Source organism: Mycolicibacterium sp. HS_4_1 (assembly GCF_054515875.1).
Genome location: NZ_CM137261.1, coordinates 1159984 through 1180569, shown reverse-complemented (window position 1 = coordinate 1180569; position 20586 = coordinate 1159984). Strand labels below are relative to the sequence as shown.

Annotated in this window: 18 protein-coding genes; 9 read left to right on the top strand and 9 right to left on the bottom strand. The window is 67.0% G+C overall.

What is annotated here, in order from left to right:
* The first annotated feature begins 93 nt into the window (after positions 1–93).
* Together ACX12F_RS05675 and ACX12F_RS05670 are read left to right on the top strand one after the other, a co-directional pair.
* The gene (locus ACX12F_RS05675) at positions 94–837 is read left to right on the top strand and encodes an SDR family NAD(P)-dependent oxidoreductase (RefSeq protein WP_459368662.1); all 744 of its coding nucleotides are present in this window, start codon (positions 94–96) and stop codon (positions 835–837) included.
* 52 nt (positions 838–889) lie between these two features.
* Entirely contained in the window at positions 890–1756 is an 867-nt protein-coding gene (locus ACX12F_RS05670) for an ABC transporter substrate-binding protein (protein WP_459368661.1), read from the top strand.
* 7 nt (positions 1757–1763) lie between these two features.
* On the opposite strand, the gene ACX12F_RS05665 is transcribed toward ACX12F_RS05670, so the two are convergent.
* Both ACX12F_RS05665 and ACX12F_RS05660 read right to left on the bottom strand, forming a co-directional pair.
* Entirely contained in the window at positions 1764–2183 is a 420-nt protein-coding gene (locus tag ACX12F_RS05665) for a TIGR03618 family F420-dependent PPOX class oxidoreductase (RefSeq protein ID WP_459368660.1), read from the bottom strand.
* Between the two features lie 116 nt (positions 2184–2299).
* Positions 2300–3697, bottom strand: coding sequence for an acyl-CoA synthetase (locus tag ACX12F_RS05660; protein WP_459368659.1), 1398 nt, complete (start codon positions 3695–3697; stop codon positions 2300–2302).
* Positions 3698–3928: 231 nt separating this feature from the next.
* On the opposite strand from ACX12F_RS05660, the gene ACX12F_RS05655 reads away from it, so the two are divergent.
* The 4 genes from ACX12F_RS05655 (at position 3929) to ACX12F_RS05640 (ending at position 6509) form a co-directional block, all read left to right on the top strand.
* A complete protein-coding gene (locus ACX12F_RS05655; RefSeq protein WP_459368658.1) occupies positions 3929–4468 on the top strand; it encodes a DUF302 domain-containing protein in 540 nt (179 codons plus the stop codon).
* 98 nt (positions 4469–4566) lie between these two features.
* On the top strand, positions 4567–5064 hold the full coding sequence (locus ACX12F_RS05650; RefSeq protein WP_459370246.1) for an NUDIX domain-containing protein: 498 nt from the start codon (positions 4567–4569) through the stop codon (positions 5062–5064).
* A gap of 98 nt (positions 5065–5162) precedes the next feature.
* A complete protein-coding gene (locus tag ACX12F_RS05645; protein ID WP_459368657.1) occupies positions 5163–5408 on the top strand; it encodes a hypothetical protein in 246 nt (81 codons plus the stop codon).
* An 81-nt stretch (positions 5409–5489) separates the two neighbouring features.
* Positions 5490–6509, top strand: a complete 1020-nt coding sequence (locus tag ACX12F_RS05640; RefSeq protein WP_459368656.1) for an isopenicillin N synthase family dioxygenase — start codon at positions 5490–5492, stop codon at positions 6507–6509.
* A gap of 9 nt (positions 6510–6518) precedes the next feature.
* On the opposite strand, the gene ACX12F_RS05635 is transcribed toward ACX12F_RS05640, so the two are convergent.
* From ACX12F_RS05635 to fdxA, 3 genes are all read right to left on the bottom strand, one after another.
* Entirely contained in the window at positions 6519–9980 is a 3462-nt protein-coding gene (locus tag ACX12F_RS05635) for a bifunctional proline dehydrogenase/L-glutamate gamma-semialdehyde dehydrogenase (protein ID WP_459370245.1), read from the bottom strand.
* Positions 9981–10062: 82 nt separating this feature from the next.
* Entirely contained in the window at positions 10063–11184 is a 1122-nt protein-coding gene (dapC, locus tag ACX12F_RS05630; RefSeq protein ID WP_459368655.1) for a succinyldiaminopimelate transaminase, read from the bottom strand.
* Complete coding sequence (gene fdxA / locus ACX12F_RS05625; RefSeq protein WP_029121628.1) at positions 11181–11501, bottom strand: ferredoxin; 321 nt, start codon at positions 11499–11501, stop codon at positions 11181–11183. The genes dapC and fdxA overlap by 4 nt, the downstream gene beginning before the upstream one ends.
* Before the next feature lie 257 nt (positions 11502–11758).
* Between fdxA and ACX12F_RS05620 the strand changes: the two genes are divergently transcribed.
* Together ACX12F_RS05620 and ACX12F_RS05615 are read left to right on the top strand one after the other, a co-directional pair.
* Positions 11759–12325: a PadR family transcriptional regulator gene (locus ACX12F_RS05620; RefSeq protein WP_459368654.1), complete on the top strand. Its 567-nt coding sequence runs from the start codon at positions 11759–11761 to the stop codon at positions 12323–12325.
* Positions 12322–14349 (top strand): FAD-dependent oxidoreductase, encoded by a 2028-nt coding sequence (locus ACX12F_RS05615; RefSeq protein WP_459368653.1) that lies wholly within the window; start codon positions 12322–12324, stop codon positions 14347–14349. The genes ACX12F_RS05620 and ACX12F_RS05615 overlap by 4 nt, the downstream gene beginning before the upstream one ends.
* Before the next feature lie 120 nt (positions 14350–14469).
* On the opposite strand, the gene ACX12F_RS05610 is transcribed toward ACX12F_RS05615, so the two are convergent.
* Together ACX12F_RS05610 and ACX12F_RS05605 are read right to left on the bottom strand one after the other, a co-directional pair.
* Positions 14470–14934 carry a DUF2231 domain-containing protein gene (locus ACX12F_RS05610; RefSeq protein WP_459368652.1) on the bottom strand — a complete coding sequence of 155 codons (465 nt, stop codon included), beginning with the start codon at positions 14932–14934 and terminating at the stop codon, positions 14470–14472.
* Between the two features lie 80 nt (positions 14935–15014).
* Positions 15015–17591, bottom strand: coding sequence for a bifunctional FO biosynthesis protein CofGH (locus tag ACX12F_RS05605; RefSeq protein ID WP_459368651.1), 2577 nt, complete (start codon positions 17589–17591; stop codon positions 15015–15017).
* A gap of 213 nt (positions 17592–17804) precedes the next feature.
* Between ACX12F_RS05605 and ACX12F_RS05600 the strand changes: the two genes are divergently transcribed.
* On the top strand, positions 17805–19133 hold the full coding sequence (locus ACX12F_RS05600; protein WP_459368650.1) for a hypothetical protein: 1329 nt from the start codon (positions 17805–17807) through the stop codon (positions 19131–19133).
* Between the two features lie 21 nt (positions 19134–19154).
* On the opposite strand, the gene ACX12F_RS05595 is transcribed toward ACX12F_RS05600, so the two are convergent.
* Positions 19155–19607 carry a hypothetical protein gene (locus ACX12F_RS05595; protein WP_459368649.1) on the bottom strand — a complete coding sequence of 151 codons (453 nt, stop codon included), beginning with the start codon at positions 19605–19607 and terminating at the stop codon, positions 19155–19157.
* A 90-nt stretch (positions 19608–19697) separates the two neighbouring features.
* Positions 19698–20576 (bottom strand): N-acetyl-1-D-myo-inositol-2-amino-2-deoxy-alpha-D-glucopyranoside deacetylase, encoded by an 879-nt coding sequence (gene mshB, locus ACX12F_RS05590; RefSeq protein ID WP_459368648.1) that lies wholly within the window; start codon positions 20574–20576, stop codon positions 19698–19700.
* Between the last annotated feature and the right edge of the window lie 10 nt (positions 20577–20586).

The following is a 20586-nucleotide window of genomic DNA, read 5'->3' as shown; positions in this document are numbered from 1 at the left end:
TCAGTGCGTTTCACTGGCCGCAACGTCGTCGTCCGATCTTCGCATACAAATGCCAAGCCACAGAGTTCTTCCCGTCAACGGAGGCCGACCCCAATGTCACGAGTCGCGGTGATCACCGGAGCCAGCCGAGGAATCGGTGCGGCGACCGCACGGGTTCTGGCCGACCGCGGGTTTCGAGTGGTCGTCAATTACCGCGCCAGCGCCCAGGAGGCCGACGAAGTGGTCGCGGCCATTGCCGCGGCCGGCGGTGAGGCGATCTCGGTCGGGGCGGACGTGACCGTGGCCGACGACATAGCCGCAATGTTCGCAGCCACTGAGCGACGCTGGGGTCCGGTCGACGTGCTCATTCACAATGCGCTGATTCCTTACGACATCACATCGTTCGCCGACCTGACCTGGGAGCAGCTCGGCGGCAAGCTGGACCGCGAGCTACACGCCGCGTTCCTTCTCACCAAAGCTGCTGTGCCAGGTATGACGTCCCGCGGCTATGGCCGGTTGCTCTACCTCACCGCCGCGCCGTCGCGGCACCCGCGCAACGGCATGATCAACCTCGGCGTGGCCAAGGCGGCCATGAATCAGTTTGTCCGCTATGTAGCGCTCGAGTTGGCGCCGCACGGCATCACCGCCAACCTGGTCGCTCCGGCCACCGTGCAGGGAAGTTCGATGAGCGAGAAACTGACGGCGGCGCAACTGACCACACTCGGTGCCGCTGCGCCCATGGGACGACTGGTCACCCCCGACGAAGTGGCCAACACGTTGGCCTTCTTGGCCGGTGAAGATTCGGGTTTCACCACGGGGCACTACTTCCCGCTCGACGGCGGCTTGACGATGGACTGAATGCGACTGCACTACAACAGCTCTCATCACGATCGGGAAAGGACCCCGAGCCATGGACACGATCGACCTGGCCTACGTCGGGCGCGGTATCCACGAGGAGTTGATTGCTTATGTGGCAGATCAGGAAGGCTTCTTCGAAGACGAGGGAGTTCACGTCGCGATGCGGGACGGCACTCGTTGGGACGTGACGCGGGTCCGTACCTGTGCGACGATCGGGCTCGGCCGGGCGGTGTTGTCGCGGCTGACCGACGGCTTTCAATGGGCCGTGCTCAGTGCCAACACCGATCGTCCGCTGTTCTGGTTCCTCGGTGGCCCCGACATCAAATCGATGGCCGACCTCCGCGGTCGGCGCCTGGCAGTACACGCCCCAGATAGCCCGCCAGGTTGCTTCGCGCGCATCGTCCTGCGCAAACACGATCTGGACCCGGATCGCGACCTGCACTGCGTGGCAAGGCATCCCGGCGACTATCAGATGGACCTGCGGCAGCTTCGCGACGGTTCGATCGACGCGGCCTACGTCGGAAGCACCATCGGACCAGAACAAGTCGCCGAGGAGGAAGGCTTCCATGTACTGGCCTGGGTTGGCGATCACTTCCAGATTCCCACCGTGGGAATCGCCGTTGACCCGGCCCACAACCCGATTGACAGCCCGGCTGTGGAGGCGCTGGTGCGAGCCAACCGACGGGCGCTCAAACTCTTCGCCGACCAACCCGATCTGGCGGTCAAGTACATCGCATCGTTTCTTGACCGGATGACCCACCAAGAGGTGCAGTGCTACTACGAGCGCTACATCCAGCCGTACTACACCTCAGACGGGGAGGTGAATATCGCCGCCGCCGGTCGCGCGATCGATGCGGTTGCGGCCGAACTCGGAGTCCCCACAGTGGCAGCGGACGCCATTTACGTCGGGCACCGCTGAGCGGTAGCTAGACACCGACGCCGGTGACCTTGTCGATGGTGATGCGGGTGAGGAATCCCGGCGGCGCGTCGGGGCCCGGGAACTGGCCGACGAATTCCGGCGCCATGACCGCAGTCAGTCGCCGCAGGACCTCGGGCGACCCACCCTCGACGATGCGGGCGGTACCGGTGATCGCAAGGTACGGCTTGACGTGGGCAGCGCCCCGGTCGTCGCCGATGATGGTCAGCGCGACCCGGCCGTCGCGGCGCATGTTCCGCACCTTCTTGCGCTCGGCGCGGTGCGCGCTGACCAGTTCGTCGCCGTCAGGGGTGGATTGCAGCTCCACCCAAACCACCGAAACCTGCGGGCTGCCATCCTCGTTCAGGGTGACGAGCGTTGCGTTGGCGCCGCTTCCGATGAGGGCGCGGGCTTCGTCGCTGAGTTGCATGACATCTATAAGGCCGTGGAGACGTGCGGCATTCCCGCACGCTCACCACCCTCGAACGTGCGCGAACGGCGCGCTGAACACGGCGTGTCGCACGCGGACACGCACGCTCGCGGGAGTTAGACGAGGAGCTTCTTCTGCACCTTGCCCATGGCGTTGCGGGGCAGGCCGTCGACGATGCGCACTTCACGCGGCCGTTTGTGCACCGAAAGCTGTTGCGCCACAAAGTCGATGAGCTCCTGTGACGACGCCGTTCCGACCACGAACGCGACGATCCGCTGTCCCAGGTCATCGTCGGGCATGCCGACCACTGCAGCTTCGGCCACCCCGGGGTGGCCCAGCAGGACGGTCTCGATCTCCCCGGCGCCGACCCGGAAGCCGCCCGACTTGATGAGGTCCACCGACTCGCGGCCGACGATGCGGTGCATTCCGCCGTCGTCGATGACGGCCACGTCGCCGGTGCGGTACCAGCCGTCGTCGCCCAGCACCTCGGCCGTCGCCTCGGGCCGGTTGAGATAGCCGCTGAAGATTGTCGGCGCCGAAACTTCAAGACGGCCAATGGTGTCCCCGTCGTGCGGCACCGCAGACCCATCTTCGGCAACCAGCCGCGTCTGCACCCCCTCCAGCGGCAGCCCCACCCAGCCGGGCCGGCGTTCGCCGTCGATCCGGGTGGACAGGGTGATCAATGATTCCGTGCTGCCGTAGCGCTCCAGCGGCGCATGCCCGGTGAGCCGTACGAGGTCGTCGAACACCGGCACCGGCAGTGCCGCACTGCCCGACACGAGCAGCCGCGCACCGCGCAGCGCCTCGGCGGCCGCGGCGTCGGCCACCACGCGGGACCAGACGGTCGGCACCCCGAAGTACAGCGAACCGGCCGCCGCGGCGTAAGCAGCCGGCGTGGGTTTGCCGGTGTGCACGAAGCGATTTCCGATTCGCAGCGAGCCCAGCAGCCCCAGGATCAGTCCGTGCACGTGGAACAGCGGCAGGCCGTGCACCAAGGTGTCGGCCGGGGTCCAGGCCCAGGCCTTGGCCAGCGCGTCGATATCGGCAGCGATGGCGCGCCGGCTGATCACCACGCCCTTCGGCAGCCCCGTGGTGCCCGAGGTGTACATGATCAGCGCCGTCGAATCGGGCGACGGCTCGGCGTAGCGGTGCCAGGACCGGGCGTGCAGCCGCACCGGAATAACAGGTAGTCCTTCGGTTTCCTCAGGCGCCTCGCCCAGCCACGCCTGCGCACCGGAATCGGTGATCATGTGCCGACGTTCCGCCGTGCCGACGTCGGCAGGCACCGGAACCACCGGCACCCCCGCGATCAGGCAGCCCGCGACGGCCAGCACTGTCGTGGCCGTCGGCCGGGCCAGCACCGCCACCAGAGAGGCACCCGCGACCCGCTCGGCCACCGAGGTCGCGGCGCCGACCAGATCGCTGCGCGACAACACCGCGCCGTCGATGCGTACCGCGTCTTCGAGGTCGTGCCCGGCAGCGATGACGGCGGGGTTCAGAGAGGTCAGCAGCACATCGCGAGGCTACTCGCCTGTCCAGGGGCAGCGAATGTCGACCGCGTCGTCCAGGGACACGTGACACACAGCAACATGCGGGGAACACAATCCTTCTGAGTATAGTTCTCAATACTCAGAGATGTCGGTGATCCCGTACGGTCGCCACCCCCATGCGCAGCGAAGTTTTGATGACCATCATCCTCGACGTCCACGACGTGGAGGCGACTACATCCAGGAGAAAGCTCACCCATGAACGCGACCACCCCCGCCATCAAGCACCCGTCGCGGCGCCTGATCGTCGATCTGCCACATTCCTACGACGCCGCCCGCACCCTCTATGAAACCCTGGTGCCCGAAGTCGATTACGGCCGCTTCTCCCAACTGGCCACCTGGCAAGCCCACCTCGACCTCGCCGACAGCAACGCACCCCACGGGTTCATGTACTACTACCGCGGCGACGTCACCGCGATCATGGCCACATCGACAGCCGGCTGGAAAGCCACCCAGTACTTGATGGGCAACCACACCATCGCAGAGCGCATGTTCCGCCACGACCCAAGCGTGATGCTGCACGCGCCGCTGCGAACACTGCTCTACGCCGATCCCGTCGGCCATACTCACCTGGCCGTCGACCAGCCCAGCTTGCTGTTCGACAGCTACCACCATCCCGAAATCAGCGCTGTCGGTGCCGAACTCGACGCGCTGCTTGCCCAGCTCATAGTGCAACTCGGCGCACATCCTCCGGCACATCTCAACCAGGCGGCGACCGGCGCAGGCCGCCTCCAGTAGCCACCCGCCGCGCGATAAGGGCGGTCCTGTTGCCTGTCGGCGATACTGGAGCTGTGATCGAACGCGTCGGCTCCCGTGAGGTGTACCGCAACAACTGGATGTCCGTGCGCGAAGACGACATCCGCCGCCCCGATGGCACCACCGGCATCTACGGGGTGGTGGACAAACCCACGTACGCACTGGTAATCGCCCACGACGGCGACCGCTACCGCATGGTGGAGCAGTTCCGTTATCCAATTGGGTTGCGGCGCTGGGAGTTTGTGCAGGGCACGGCACCGGGCACACTGGACGGCAACGAGCCCGCGCCCGCAGATCTGGCCGTGCAGGAACTCCGCGAGGAGACCGGGCTGCGAGCCGGGACGTGGGAAGTGTTGGGCCAGTTGGATGTCGCACCGGGGATGTGCAGCCAGCGCGGCTGGGCCTACCTAGCGACCGACATCACCGAAGGCGAACACGAGCGTGAGCATGAAGAGCAGGACATGCACAGCGAGTGGTTCACCGCCGGGCAGATCGAGGACATGATCCGCGGCGGCGACATCACCGATGCGCAAACGCTGGCGGCGTGGACGCTGCTGCGGTTGCACATGGCCCGGTAAGGCAATCCTGCCAACTCGGGTAAACATCGCGCCACCTGGGATGATGACGTTCCCGCCACCTGTTGATCTGGGTACAACACCCAGCAGGAGGCAGCAACATGAAGACGATCAGCGGTTTTGCACAGCAGACAGTGGGTCGTTACGTTCTCGCAGGCGCACTGGCAGTCGGAGTCCTGGTGTCCCCGATCGTGTGGTCGTTCACCGACGACAGCCAGAAAGCTCTGCCGGAAACCGTTGTGGCGTCGCACAACAACCACGGCATCGATCAGCTGCAGTGGCTCGAAGACATCCAGCCACACGCTCAGGCGCCGCGCGTCGACACCACGGTGCACCAGAGCCACTGATTCGTCGCCGGCCGGCGTCTTTGCGCAAGAAGAATTTTCACGCTTGATCTCAACCAAAGTTGAGGTCCTACCGTCGGGCTCATGCCCCAGACAGAAGTGATCGTCGACCGCATCGTCCTGCAGGACGGCTTCGTCCCCGTGATAGACATCAGCAGCGCCCGCAGCGGCGACCCGTCTCATCGCCAGGCGGTGGCCGCGGCGATTGGCCGGTGCTGCGAGACCAGTGGCTTCCTGATCCTTGTCGGCCACGGCGTGCCCTACAAAGCCATCCACGACGTCAAGCACGCCCTGCGCGAGTTCTTCGCGCTACCGCAGGCCGAGAAGGACCGCGTCAGAGCGCAGCCCGGCGACCCGCTGGCCCGCGGATTCAGCAGCGCGGGCAAGCTTGCAGCCACCAATGACGGCGCGGATGTCGAGGCCGAACATCAGGAGCCGGACCGTGTCGAGAAGTTCGTCCACTTCCCGCTGGGCAACCCGGAAGGCCTCAGCGGTACCGGCTGGACCGACGCGCGCGTGGCCGTCGTCGAGCGGTGGCCCGAACTCCCGGGTTTCCGCGCCGCATACGAGCGCTACTACACCGAAATGGCAATGCTCGCAACCGAACTGTCGCGGCTATTCGCACTCGCACTCGGCCTGCGCGAGGACTGGTTCGACAGGTCGATCGACCGGCACCACTCCAATCTGATGGCCAACTACTACCCCGCCGACGACCGGCCGGCCGGCGAGATCCGGCTGAGCCAGCACAGCGACTGGGGCAATCTGACCATCCTGCTGCAGGACGGATCGCAGGGCGGGCTACAGGTTCGGGGTGACCGCGGCGAATGGCTCGACGTGCCGGTGGTCCCCGGCGCATTCGTCATCAACATCGGAGACCTGCTGGCCCGGTGGACCAACGACCGCTGGGTCAGCACTGTCCACCGCGTGGTGAGCAGTGGCGATGGCGGCGAGCGGTACAGCCTGCCGTTCTTCCATCAGCCCAACTTCGACGCCGTGATCGAGTGCATCCCCACGTGCGCAGCCGCTGACAATCCGCCGCGGTACGAGCCAGTGGTGTCGGGGCCGTATCTGCTCGACAAGCTCAAGCTGGCCTACGCGCTCTGAGGGGACGATTCACCGAAACAGGTTCTCGGACAACGGTGTCGGAGAACCGAATCGGTGCGCCGTCACCGCTATCGCCTGCTCCTGCAGGAACGTCAACAGCTCGATCCGCCCGGCTTCGACAACCGGCCCTGCGTAGAGCGCAATGCCGACATTGCCGGCACTGTCGCGAGCGAACTGTTCGCGGCTGCCGCCGAGCAGGCGAACCCGCCCAGGTCCTTTGTCGCGCAATGTGTTCCGCCACGCCACCGCATCTTCTACCCGGCAGACGACGCCGGCGGTCGCCATCGTCTCGGCAATCGCCTGATCGAGCGGAAAGGCAGTGGAGACGGCGAGGGGCGAACCGGCCAGGATTCCCGCGCCGACCACCCGCAGCACAGCTGCCGGAGCAGCGTTCTCGGCGCGCACCGTCACCGGCACCGGCAGGTACCGGAAGACGTTCTTCTCCGCCATCAGGGCCGACACATCGCGCGCAACGCCGAACTCCGTCGCCCAGGCATGGGCGTCGGATCCGAAGGACCGCTCGAGGAAACCCAGTTCTCCGGGGTCCAGTCCGACAGTCTTTGCGGCATCCAGGATCGCGCGTACCGATGGTGATACCGAGGCGGTCTGGGTGGCCGGCGCGGAACGCCAATCACTGAGTCCGATCAGGTAATTCGGACCTCCGGCCTTCGCGCCCGCACCAACCGCCGACTTCTTCCACCCGCCGAAAGGCTGACGCCGCACGATCGCCCCGACGGTCGAGCGGTTCACATAGGCATTGCCGGCCTCGACCCGGTCGAGCCAGCGTTCGACCTCGCCGCGGTCCAGGCTGTGCAACCCTGCCGTCAGGCCGTAGTCGACCCGGTTCGCAATGGCGATCGCCTCGTCGAGGTCATTGGCGGCGATGAGGCCCAGGATCGGACCGAAGTATTCGGTGAGGTGGAATTCCGAGCCGTATCGAACTCCCGTCTTCACTCCGGGTGACCAGAGCCGCCCGGTGTCATCGAGTTGGCGAGGCGCCACCAGCCACTGCTCCCCAGGCGAGAGCTGCGTGAGTGCACGCAGCAGCTTGCCGTACGCGGGTTCGATGATGGGGCCCACCTGCACGGTCGGATCTGTCGGGTAGCCGACCTTCAGGGAGGTGACGGCATCGACGAGCTGGTCGCGGAACCGCGCGGACCGGGCCACGGAGCCCACCAGAATGCCGAGCGACGCTGCCGAACACTTCTGACCTGCGTGCCCGAAGGCTGAGTACACCAGGTCTTTCACCGCGAGATCGAGATCAGCATGCGGGGTGACGATGATGGAGTTCTTGCCACTCGTCTCGGCCAGCAGCGGCAAGTCGGGCCGGAAGCTGCGGAACAATTCCGCGGTCTCGAAGGCTCCGGTGAGGATCAGCCTGCTAACCCGCGGGTCGGATACCAATTGCCTGCCGAGTTCGCCCTCGTCGAGGTGCACCAACTGCAGCACATCTCGCGGCACGCCGGCGTCCCAAAGCGCCTGCACCATAACGGATCCACACCGCCTGGCCTGACCGGCAGGTTTGATGATGACGGGACTACCCGCGGCCAGCGCGGCCAGCACCGATCCGGCGGGGATCGCCACCGGGAAGTTCCATGGCGGCGTGACCACCGCCAATCCGGCCGGCACCGCGACAGCACCGTCGACGGCGTCGAGATTTTCTGCTTGTGCCGCATAGTAATTCGCGAAATCGATGGCCTCCGACACCTCGGGATCACCCTGATCCAGGGTCTTGCCGCACTCGGAGGCCATCACCTCCAGCAATACCGCCCGCGCTGCCTGCAGCGTTGCCGCCGCACGCCGAAGGACTGCCGCCCGCTGCGCACCAGCCAATGCAGCCCATGTCGCGCCCGCGGTCACCCCCTCGCCGATGATCCCGTCGAGCACGGACGCGCTCGAGACGGTGTGCTCGGCGACCAGCTCCGTGCCCGCCGACGACGCGGCGATCCGGTCGGTGATCGCCCGTCCCCACAGTCGATTGCCGGGCAGTGCCGGATCGGTGTCGGCGACATTCGCGAACCCACCGGCCGGGCTCACCGCCTTGTTCGGATCGTCGGTTCGCCTGTCCTGTCGGCGATTCGGCTCCGGAACACCGGCTCCCCCCGTCGCTTCGCTCGCCCCAACGTCGTCGATTGCGGCCAGCGAGGCCACGAACCGATCCTTCTCGCGCCGGAACAGCACCTGGTCGTCGTGCAGCTCGAACACCGCGGACATGAAATTGTCCTGGCTGGCACCCTCCTCCAACCGGCGCACGAGATAGGCGATCGCCACGTCAAAGTCCCTGGGATGCACCACCGGTACGTACAGCAACAGACCGCCGACGGTGCGCCGGACGGCCTCGGCCTGCGCCTCGGCCATCCCCAGCAGCATCTCGAACTCCACGTGATCCCGGACGCCGCGCCCCCCGGCGAGCGTCCACGCATAGGCAATATCGAAGAGGTTGTGTCCGGCGACACCGATACGCACATTCGCGGTGTGGCCGGGCTGCAACGCGTAATCCAGCACCCGCTTGTAGTTCGTGTCCGTGTCCTGTTTGGTCGAGAAGGTCGCCAGGGGCCAGCCGTGCAGCGCGGCCTCCACATGTTCCATCGGCAGGTTGGCGCCTTTGACAAGCCGAACCTTGATGCCGGCGCCACCCCGCTCGCGGCGCGCACGAGCCCAGTTCTGCAGTCGCATCATCGCGCTCAGAGCATCGGGCAGGTAGGCCTGCAAGACGATCCCGGCTTCGAGGTGCAGCAGTTCGGGCCGGTCCAGCAGCTTGGTGAACACTGCCATCGTCAGTTCCAGGTCGCGGTACTCCTCCATGTCGAGGTTGATGAACTTCGCGGTCGGCGCGGTCACGGCCTGGGTGAACAACGGCAGCAGGTTGTGCGCGATGTGGTCGACGGCCTCATCGAACGCCCACGGCGAGTGCGGCGGCACGGTGGCCGAGACCTTGATCGACACGTAGTCGACGTCGGGACGGGCCAGCAGCCGCTGCGTGCCCTCCAGCCGGCGGGCCGCCTCGGCCCGCCCCAGCACGGCCTCACCGAGCAGATTGATGTTGAGCCTGACGCCTCGCTTGCGGATCCGTGCGATGGAGCGTCCGAGGCGGGCGTCGGTCGCGTCGACGAGGAGGTGACCGACCATCTGGCGCAACGCATTTCGGGCGATCGGAATGACCAAGCCGGGTGCGATCACCGACACCAGGGCACCGAGCTTGATCAACAGCCGTTCATGCATGGGCAGGAAGCCGGGGGCGTTGCGCGCGAGGGCACGCAGGTTGGCAGCCGCAACCTTATGGTCTTCGGGCCGGATCACGCGGTCGACGAATCCGACGGTGAAATCCAGGCCATGCGGATCACGCAGGACATCAGCCAATCTGCGGCCGGCCGGGGCCACGGGCAGGCGCGCGGCGTCGTCGAGCCAGTACCGGACCTGGGCCACCACCTCGGTGAGCAGGTCGTCCTGTTCCCGGCTCAGCTGTGCCATCTGCCCATCATGGACACGCAAGACACTTAAAGCACAGGCTTCGGCAGCTCGACGTGGACTGAATCCCAACCAGGGTGGGAAGTTAAGCGAGCCGGGAGACGGCGGCGGCGATGCGCTCGTCGGTCGCGGTCAGCGCGATGCGCACGAACTGCTCACCGGCCGGGCCGTAGAACTCGCCGGGGGCCACGAGGATGCCGCGCTCGGCCAGCCAGGCGACAGTCGCACGCCCGGACTCGCCGCGGGTGGCCCACAGGTACAAGCCGGCCTCGGAGTGCTCGACGGTGAATCCGGCGCCGCGGACGGCGGCCAGCAGTGCGTCGCGGCGCTTGGCGTAACGGTCCCGCTGGACGCGCTCGTGTTCGTCGTCGTCGAGGGCAGCGACCATCGCGGACTGCACGGGCGTCGGGACGATCATCCCGGCGTGCTTGCGGACCGCGAGAAGTTCGGCGACCAACGCCGGGTCACCGGCGACGAAACCGGCCCGGTAACCCGCCAGCGACGACGTCTTGGACAGCGAGTGCACCGCGAGCAGACCGGTGTGGTCACCGTCGCAGACATCGGGATGCAGGACCGACAGCGGCTGGGCGTCCCACGACAGCCCGAGGTAGCACTCGTCGGACGCGATGATGACACCGCGCTCGCGCGCCCAGCCGACGACCTTGCGCAGGTGGTCGACACCGAGCACCTTGCCGGTCGGGTTACTGGGCGAGTTGAGGTAGATCAGCGCGGGCGACTGCGGCCCGATCTGGGTCAGCGAATCGGCCCGCAGCACCTGGGCCCCCGCCAACCGCGCCCCGACGTCGTATGTCGGGTAGGCCAGCTCGGGCACCACGACGGTGTCCGCGGCCCCCAGCCCGAGCAGGGTCGGCAGCCAGGCGATGACCTCTTTGGTGCCGATGACCGGCAGTACCGCCTGCTCCGGCAGGCCGGTGATGCCGTACCTGCGCTGCAGGGCAGCCACCGCCGACGCGCGTAGCGCCGGCGTACCGGCCGTCGCCGGGTAACCCGGTGCGGCACTGGCAGCGGCGAGCGCCTCCCGGATGACGTCGGCCACCGCATCTACAGGCGTGCCGACGGACAGATCGACGATGCCGTCCGGATGGGCACGTGCGGTCGCGGTTGCGTCAGCCAGGGTGTCCCAGGGGAATGTAGGCAGACGCCCCGAAACGGGCCGAGCGAGGTGGCTCGTCTTGCGCGGAGTCACTCGCCCTGCGGCGCGAGATCCTTGACCGCCTGCGGGTCGTTGTCGGTCTGGCCGACCTTCGACGCACCACCCGGCGAGCCGAGCTCGGCGAAGAAGTCGGCGTTGTTCTGGGTGTATCCGCTCCACTGATCGGGGACATCGTCCTCGTAGTAGATGGCCTCGACGGGGCAGACGGGCTCGCACGCGCCGCAGTCCACGCACTCATCGGGGTGGATGTACAGCATGCGTGCACCCTCGTAGATGCAATCGACCGGGCACTCTTCGATGCATGCCTTGTCTTTGACGTCGACGCAGGGTTCGGCAATGACGTACGTCACCGGTAGTTCTCCTGTTCCAGGGGGCTGCTGGCTCGTCAGGAATCAACGAGCAGACGTCAGTATGGTGCGCCCGTACCGAAGCGTCTGGCTCAGTGTTACCTAACTTCACGCGCCGCCCGAAAAGGGTGACGCGTGGTTACTGACACTAGACGTTGCACATACCGTCCGACTAGCTCCTACCCACAGCTTTTTACGCGTGTCATTTATTGCTTTGCAATTTGTTGCATAGGACCGTCGGTAGCACCTACGCTCATGCCGTGGCCCTCCCCCACGCGATCCTCGTGGCGCTCTGCGAACAAGCCGGTTCCGGCTATGAATTGGCGAACCGCTTCGACCGGTCGATCGGCTACTTCTGGGCCGCCACCCACCAGCAGATTTACAAAACGCTGCGGGCCATGGACGCCGACGGCTGGGTCAGCGTCGAAGTCGTCGCGCAGCACGGGCGGCCGGACAAGAAGGTCTACTCGGTGACGGACAGCGGCCGGGCTGAACTCGAACGCTGGATCGCCGAACCGCTCACCGGCCGCGGCAGTTCCGTCACCGACGCGCGCACTCGCGAACTCGCGGTGAAGCTACGCGGGGCGGCATACGGATCCATGGAGAGCACCGGCGCCCTGCACGAGCAGATTCACGCGCTGCGCGCTGAACGCGCGGCACTGCTCGACACCTACCTCGGCTACGAGAAACGTCAGTTCCCCGACCCCTCCACGCTGACCGGCAGCGCGCTGCACCAATACCTGGTGCTGCGCGGCGGTATCCGCGCCGAGCAGGGGTCGGTGGACTGGTTGGACGAAGTTCTGCTGGCATTGAGAGGAAACCGATGACTGTGCCGCATTCAACGCCCTATCCGAACCTGTTGTCCCCGTTGAACCTTGGGTTCACCACGCTGCGCAACCGGGTGATCATGGGCTCGATGCACACCGGCCTCGAGGACCGCGCCCGCGACACCGGCAAGCTGGCCGAGTACTTCGCCGAGCGGGCCCGCGGCCGCGTCGGGCTGATCATCACCGGCGGCTACGCGCCCAACCGCACCGGTTGGCTGTTGCCGTTCGCGGCCGAGATGCTGTCGTCGAGCGACGCGCGCCGCCACCGCCGGATCACCACGGCCGTCCACGCCGAGGGCGGCAAGATCCTGCTGCAGGTGCTGCATGCGGGACGCTATGCGTACCACCCACTTTCGGTCAGCGCATCGTCTATCAAAGCCCCGATCAACCCCTTCCGGCCGCGCGCGCTCCGTGACGTCGAAGGCACCATCAACGACTTCGTGAAGTGCGCGCTGTTGGCCCGCGAAGCCGGGTACGACGGCGTCGAGATCATGGGCAGCGAAGGCTATCTGCTCAACCAGTTCCTGGCGCCGCGCACCAACAAGCGCACCGACGCCTGGGGCGGCACACCAGAGAAGCGCCGCCGGTTCCCCGTCGAGATCGTGCGGCGCACCCGCGAGGCCGTCGGCCACGACTTCATCATCTGCTACCGGTTGTCCATGGCCGACTACGTCGAAGACGGCCAGACGTGGGAGGAAATCCTCACGCTGGCAACGGAAATCGAAGCCGCCGGGGCGACGATCATCAACACCGGCATCGGCTGGCACGAAGCGCGGGTGCCGACCATCGTCACATCGGTGCCGGACAGTGCGTTCGCGGACATCAGCAACGCGGTGGCCCAACACGTCACCATTCCGGTGGTGGCCTCCAACCGGATCAACATGCCGCAGTCCGCCGAACAAATCCTGGCTGACGGCGCGGTGCAACTGATCTCGATGGCCCGCCCACTGCTCAGCGACCCGGACTGGGTCCGCAAGGCGCAGCACGACGCCGCCGACGAGATCAACACGTGCATCGCCTGCAACCAGGCCTGCCTGGACCACGCCTTCGTCCACAAGACCGTGTCGTGCCTGCTGAATCCGCGGGCCGGGCACGAGACCACGCTGGTGCTGGGCAAGACCCGGGTCACGAAGCGGGTTGCGGTGGTCGGCGCCGGACCGGCCGGACTGGCAACCGCCGTCACGGCCGCCGAGCGCGGACACGACGTGACGCTCTTCGAGGCCGGCGACCATATCGGTGGCCAATTCGATCTGGCCCGGAGGATTCCCGGGAAAGAGGAGTTCAACGAGACCCTCCGCTATTACACCACGATGCTGACCAAGCACCGGGTGGACGTCCGGCTGGGCACCCGGGCCACAGCCGACGAACTTTCCGGCTACGACGACGTCGTGCTTGCCACCGGTGTCGCGCCGCGTATGCCCGACATCCCGGGCATCGACCACCCGATGGTGCTGTCGTACGCGGAGGCGATCACCGGGGCGCCTGTCGGCAAGCGGGTGGCCGTGATCGGCGCCGGCGGCATCGGTTTCGACGTCAGCGAGTTCCTCACGGTGGACGAGTCGCCCACCCTCAATCTGAAGGAGTGGCGGGCGGAGTGGGGCATCGCCGACGGCGGCGACTCCCGCGGCGGCTTGACCACACCGATCCCCCTGCCGCCGGCCCGCGAGGTGTACCTGCTGCAACGCACCAGGGGCGCCCAGGGGCGCGGGTTGGGCAAGACCAGCGGCTGGGTGCACCGGGCGTCGATCAAAGCCAAAGGCGTGCAGCAGCTGTCCGGGGTGAACTACGAGAAGATCGACGACGCCGGGCTGCACATCAGCTTCGGATCGGACCGGTCCGGGGCGCGTGTGCTCGAGGTCGACAACGTGGTCATCTGCGCCGGCCAAGAGTCGGTCCGCGACCTCGAAGACGGCTTACGCCGCATCGGGATCACGCCGCATGTCATCGGCGGCGCCGCCGTCGCGGCTGAGTTGGACGCCAAGCGGGCCATTCGGCAGGGCACCGAGCTCGCGGCGAACCTGTAGTTCCGCCACTGGTCGGGCTGCGGCCCTACGTCGAGAGTGGGTGCTGCCGCGCCGCGCACAGCGTGTCGTCACCAACAAGCCCCACGCTCGGCGTAGCCGCCCGCGCGCACGCGCGGCGGGTTACGACGCGCCGCTACCCCACACCGCGCGAGCGCCGGAGTCGCCGATACGCACGATCTGATAGATCGACGCAACGCCGATCAACACGGCCAGCACCACCACCACAACGCCGGCCAGGCCACGCCGTTCGCCGAGGCGTGCGCCCCAGCGGTGCAGGAACGCGAGCGCCAACGACACCACCAGCAGCCCCAGCACGAAATAGATGGCGGTGTCGCCGAGTTCCGTGTGTTCGTGCAGGGTCGGTGTCCTGTCCTTCTGCTGGTGCTCCAGCCACTCGCCGGCCTCGGTGGCCAGCGGGGTCAGCACCGTCAGCACCACGGACAGCACCAGCGTCAGCCAGACGAGACGCTCCCGCGCGGCCGTCCAGACCGCGCAGAGGATCACCAAAATCGCGGTCAGTGGCACCAGGACCACGATGAAATGGACGAAAAATGGGTGCGCGGGTATGTCCGAGATGGTGTTCACCCGTCAATTTTCACCGCGATCGGACGTAAATGCACATCGACCGCCGCGTGTCGTCGCACATTTGTGCCCGCTGAGCGAAGTCAGGCGGCCAGTGGCGAGTAGTCGGTGCTGCGCTGGCGGGCCGGGCGACCGATACCTTCGGCGATGGCGACCAGCTCCGCGACGGTCTTGGCCGAGCCGTTCTCCGAGCCCGCCATGCGGGAGATGGTCTCCTCCATGAGCGTGCCACCGAGATCGTTGGCACCGCCCTGCAGCATCACCTGGGTGCGCTCGACGCCCAGCTTGACCCACGAGGTTTGGATGCTGGGAATCCGGCCATGCAGCATGATCCGCGCCAGGGCGTGCACGGCGCGGTTGTCGCGGTGCGTCGGCCCCGGCCGCGCCCCGCCGGCCAGATACAGCGGCGACGACTGATGCACGAAAGGCAGCGGCACGAATTCGGTGAAACCGCCTGTGCGGTCCTGAATTCCGCGCAGCACGTTCAGGTGACCCACCCAATGCTTCGGCGTGTCCACGTGGCCGTACATCATGGTCGACGACGACCGCAGCCCCACCTCGTGCGCGGTTGTCACGACGTTGATCCACTCGGCGGTCGGCAACTTGCCCTTGGTGAGCACCCAGCGGACCTCGTCGTCCAGAATCTCGGCCGCGGTACCCGGGATGGTGTCGAGTCCGGCTTCACGCAGCGCCGTCAGCCATTCCCGCACCGACAAGCCACTGCGGGTCACGCCGTTCGCGATCTCCATGGGCGAGAAGGCATGCACGTGCATCGACGGCACCCGCTTCTTCACCGCACGCACCAGATCGGCATACCCGGTGACGGGTAGCTCGGGGTCGATGCCGCCCTGCATGCAGACCTCGGTGGCCCCGGCGACGTGCGCCTCCCAGGCGCGGTCGGCGACCTCGTCGACCGACAGCGAGTAGGCGTCGGCGTCACCCTTGCGCTGCGCGAAGGCGCAGAACCTGCAGCCGGTGTAGCAGATGTTGGTGAAGTTGATGTTCCGGTTGACCACGAAGGTGACGTCGTCGCCGACGACCTCACGACGCAGCGAATCCGCCAGCGCCGCTACGGCATCCAGAGCCGGGCCGTCGGCGGTGGCCAGCGCCAGGTACTCGTCGTCGGTGCAGCCGCCCGGGTTGCGTTCCGCGGAGCGCAGAGCCGCGAGGACGTCGATGTCGATGCGTTCGGGGGCACGGGCCGCCAGCTCGGAGACCTTCTCGCGGATGGACTCCCAGTCACCGAACGCGCTGCCGAGGTCGCTGCGCGTCTCCGTCAGCCGGCCCTCACTGTCGATCGCGGTGTGCAGATCGGTGCGGCCCAACGACTCTGACGCCTCGTCGGGCTCCTGCCACGGCAACCCGACGGGGTTGACGTCGCGCGCCCAGCCGGTGTCCGGGTCCGCCAGGGCATCCACGTGCCCGCGCACGCGCGGGTCGATCCATGCCGCCCCGGCCTGTACGTAGGACGGTTGCGCCGTCAGCCGCTGGACCAGGTCGTACCCGGCTTCGGCGGTGATGTCGGCCAGATCGTCGAGAGCCGGCCAGGGCCGTTCGGGGTTGACGTGGTCGGGCGTCAGCGGCGAGACCCCGCCCCAGTCGTCGACCCCCGCGCCGATCAGCGCCAGGCACTCCGCGCGCGACACCAGATTGGGCGGTGCCTGGATCCGCATCTTGGGTCCGAGTACCAGGCGCGCTACCGCGATGGTGGCCAGGAAATCATCGATCCCGGCATCGGGTGTCGCGGCCATGGCGGTGTGATCCTTGGCCCGGAAGTTCTGCACGATGACTTCCTGAACGTGCCCGAACTCCTTGTGGGACTTGCGGATCGCGTGCATGGTCTCGGCCCGCTCGGTGAGCGTCTCACCGATGCCCACCAACAAGCCGGTGGTGAACGGGATGGACAGCCGGCCCGCATCGTCGAGCGTGCGCAACCGCACCGCCGGGTCCTTGTCCGGGCTGCCGTAATGCGCCAGGCCCTTGGTCTCGAACAGCCGGCGCGACGTGGTCTCCAGCATCATGCCCATGGACGGCGCCACAGGCTTGAGCCGCGACAGTTCCGACCAGCTCATGACGCCGGGGTTCAGGTGCGGCAGCAGACCGGTTTCCTCGAGGACGCGGATGGCCATGGCACGCACGTAGTCGAGGGTGGAGTCATAGCCACGCTCGTCGAGCCATTGCTTGGCTTCGTCCCAGCGGTCCTCCGGGCGGTCACCGAGGGTGAAAAGCGCCTCTTGACAACCCAACTCGGCGCCGCGGCGGGCCACGTCGAGAATCTCGTCGGGCTCCATGTACATGCCCTTGCCCTGCGCGCGCAGCTTGCCCGGCACCGTCACGAACGTGCAGTAGTGACAGGTGTCGCGGCACAGATGGGTGACGGGGATGAACACCTTGCGCGAGTACGACACCGGAAGCCGGCCGGTGGCGCCCCGCCGTCCCGCCGCTTCCAACCCGGCGTCACGGACGCGGGCGGCGCTGGCGCAGAGGTCGACAAGGTCGTCGCCGCGAGCCGTCATCGCGATCGCCGCCTCGTCCACATTCAGCGAAACACCGTCACGGGCACGGCGCAGGACGCGGCGTAAAGCGGACGAAGAAGGCGCGGCGAGCGGTGGGACCACGGGAATGGGCAGGTCGGCGCCGTTCGAGGGGTTCAGAGCCACTTCCGTGTAACCCCGGTGGTGTCGGCGATCATCCACGCGTCTCACATTTTGAAACCACTGCGCCCGGCATACCGGCCACAGTAGCGCCAGCGCGTTCGCCTGGTGCGGGCCGCATGCCCCGACACACGCGGCAAACGCGCTGACTGCTGGGTGAATTTAGTGACGAGCGCGTAAGTTCAAGGCGTCGGGACGCGATCATTTCGAGGAGCCATGGTGTCCGTTTCTCTCCGTCCGTATCTGATGGCGGGCGCGGCCGCGGCGACCGCCACTGCCCTCGCGCTGACCCCGATTCAGGTAGTTCCCGCTGACGTCGCGGTCCCCGCGCACCCGACCACAGCCCAGCCCCACCTGACCGAGGCCATGGTGAAACTGCTCGCCGCGGCCGGCAATATGGCCTCGCCCAAGCCAGCCGCGGGCGTCGTCCCCAACATCGGTCAGAAGGTCGGCCCCAACCCGTTGGCAGCGGTCCCCTTGGCCGCCGCGCCCGTCGTCGGTCCGCAGAACGCGGCCAGCGACTGGCTGACCGGTGCATACCAAGGCATTCAGGCATGGGTCGACTGGGGCGTCAACTACGCGACCGACCTGCTCTACTGGGCCGGCTGGTTCGTACCGTTCTCGGGCACCATCGCCGCGCAGACCGACATCTTCTACTGGACACTGATCCGGCCCGTCTCGGACAACATCTTCTATCAGGCCGTTGTCCCGATCGTGAACGATCCACTCAACCTCGGCGTGTGGGTCAACGGCATCGGCAACGCGATCCGTTATTCCGTCAACGACGTCATCAACTTCGGCATCGCCGAGTTCAACTACTTCCTCGGCTGGCTCATCCCGCCGATCCCACCATTGCCGCCCATCGGGTCACTGGCGGCCACGACGCCCACCCTCGATTCGATCGCCAAGTCTGTGCAGACCGCGCTGACCAGCCTGGCCGCCGCGATCAACCCGGCCAAGACGTCCACGAAGGCCGACCCCGCCGCCAAGCTCGCGCCGACGGCCGCGCAGACCCAGGCTCCGGCCGAGAAGCCGGCCAACGTCGACACCACCACCGAGAAAGGCACTCAGACCGAGGCCACCGGCACCGGGCAGCCACAGGTCAGTGAGCCGAAGACTGAGCTCAAGACCGACCCGAAGACGGATCCCAAAGCCGACCCGAAAACCGACCCCAAGGCTGAACTGAAGACAGGGCCGGAGACGGATCCGAAGGCTGACACCAAGCCGGACCCCAAGGCCGGCGCCCCTGCCGCAGGTGACACCGACGGATCGGTCGCCCAGCAGCAGGACGACACCAAGGCAACCAAGCCCGTCAAAAAACCCGGTAAGAAGGCCGGCGACAAGGCCCGCGACAAGGCCGGGACCACGAACCCGGCGGACAACCAGGCCGCGGGCGGCGCCGGCACGACCGACACGAAGCCCGGTAACGTCCGGGGCGGAAAGCCCAAGGGCGAGAAGACTGCCGGCCAGTCGAGCAATGCCGGTTCCAGCACCGGCAGCCAGAATAGCGGCTCGGACAACCACCGCAAGGCCGGCACGCAGGGCTGACGCCCAGCCTCGATCGAGCGGCTAACCCGACAATCGAGCCCGCCTCCGGGCGTGGCGCCACAGCACCACGCCTGGCGGTGTCGCACCGAACAGCAAGAAGATCAACGGCGACGCCTGCATGATTCCGGTGCCGCCGAACACGACGTCATCGCCCGGGCCACCGAGCAGCAGGATCACAACGGTCGACAGCCAGACCCACATCGGGAGCGCGGCCAGTCGAGGAATAGACGTCCATTGCAGGCAGGCCCAGACCAGGGCAGCGTTGACCAGCCCACTGATCAGTGCACTGATCGGGAACGGCACCGAGCCGAGATAGAGCGGCAGGAACAGGGCACCGGCGATGGCCGACAGGGCGCCGTCGAACCCCAGCACACCGAGCATCAATGCGCGCGCCCGACCGGAGTCGGCGCGCACCGGGGCAGATGTCAGGTCGGGATGCTGTCGAGCAGACCAACCAGAGAACCGACGACCCACTGATAGTTGTCGCCAAGGCCCTGCAGGTGCTGCAAGTTGGGGTCCAGATCCGAATCCATGGCGGCTACCCTACTCCCCCCGATCCCGGTGTCACGTCAGGTTTATCCCGCTGAGTAGGTCTGTTTCGAAACCACGGCCGTCACGCTCGCCCGCCGTGCCGTCGACCAACGTGTAGTGCTCGCGCGCAGTGATCGGCAGCGCGATGTTGTTGGACAGCGCAAAGACCCGGCCGCTCGGCTCCACCGTCACCTGCGTTTGGTGGGCGCGCATGGCGGCGACCTTGGCCGGCAGGTGGTCCGGCGTATCGATGACGGCGTCGATGCGGTGGCCGAGGTCGAACGGCAGGGCACTGGCCGGGATTCGCACCCAGCTCTCAGGCAGTTCGATCCCGTTCAGCGATTCCAGGGCCTCGGCCATCGACTCACCGTCCATCACGGTCCAGTAGAACTTCGGCACCTGCCAAGGCTCGCCCGGGTGCCCGTCAGCCGACGACGCAGCGACCGCAGCCGTCGTCACCCGGTGGGCCTGGACGTGGTCGGGGTGCCCGTAGCCGCCGTCGGGGTCGTAGGTGACGACAACATGCGGGCGGAAGTCCCGCAGCACGGCCACGAGCTCGGCGACCGCCTCGTCCATGTCGGCGTCCGCGAATCGCTGACGGTGCCGCGCCGGGCTGCCCTCCATACCGGAATCGCGCCATCGCCCGGCCCCGCCCAGATACCGCGGCTGGTCGACACCCAGTTCCCTTAGCGCCAAGGTCAATTCACCGACGCGGTAGCCGCCCAGCTGGTCAGCTCCGTCGACCGCCAACTGCGCCCACCGGGAACCGATGACCTCCCCCTCTTCACCCAGGGTGCAGGTGAGCACCCGTACGTCGGCGCCGCGGGATGCGTAGTGCGCGATGGTCGCTCCGGTAGTGAGTGTCTCGTCATCCGGATGGGCGTGGACGAACAGCAGCCGTGGGGTCTCCATATCCCCCAGG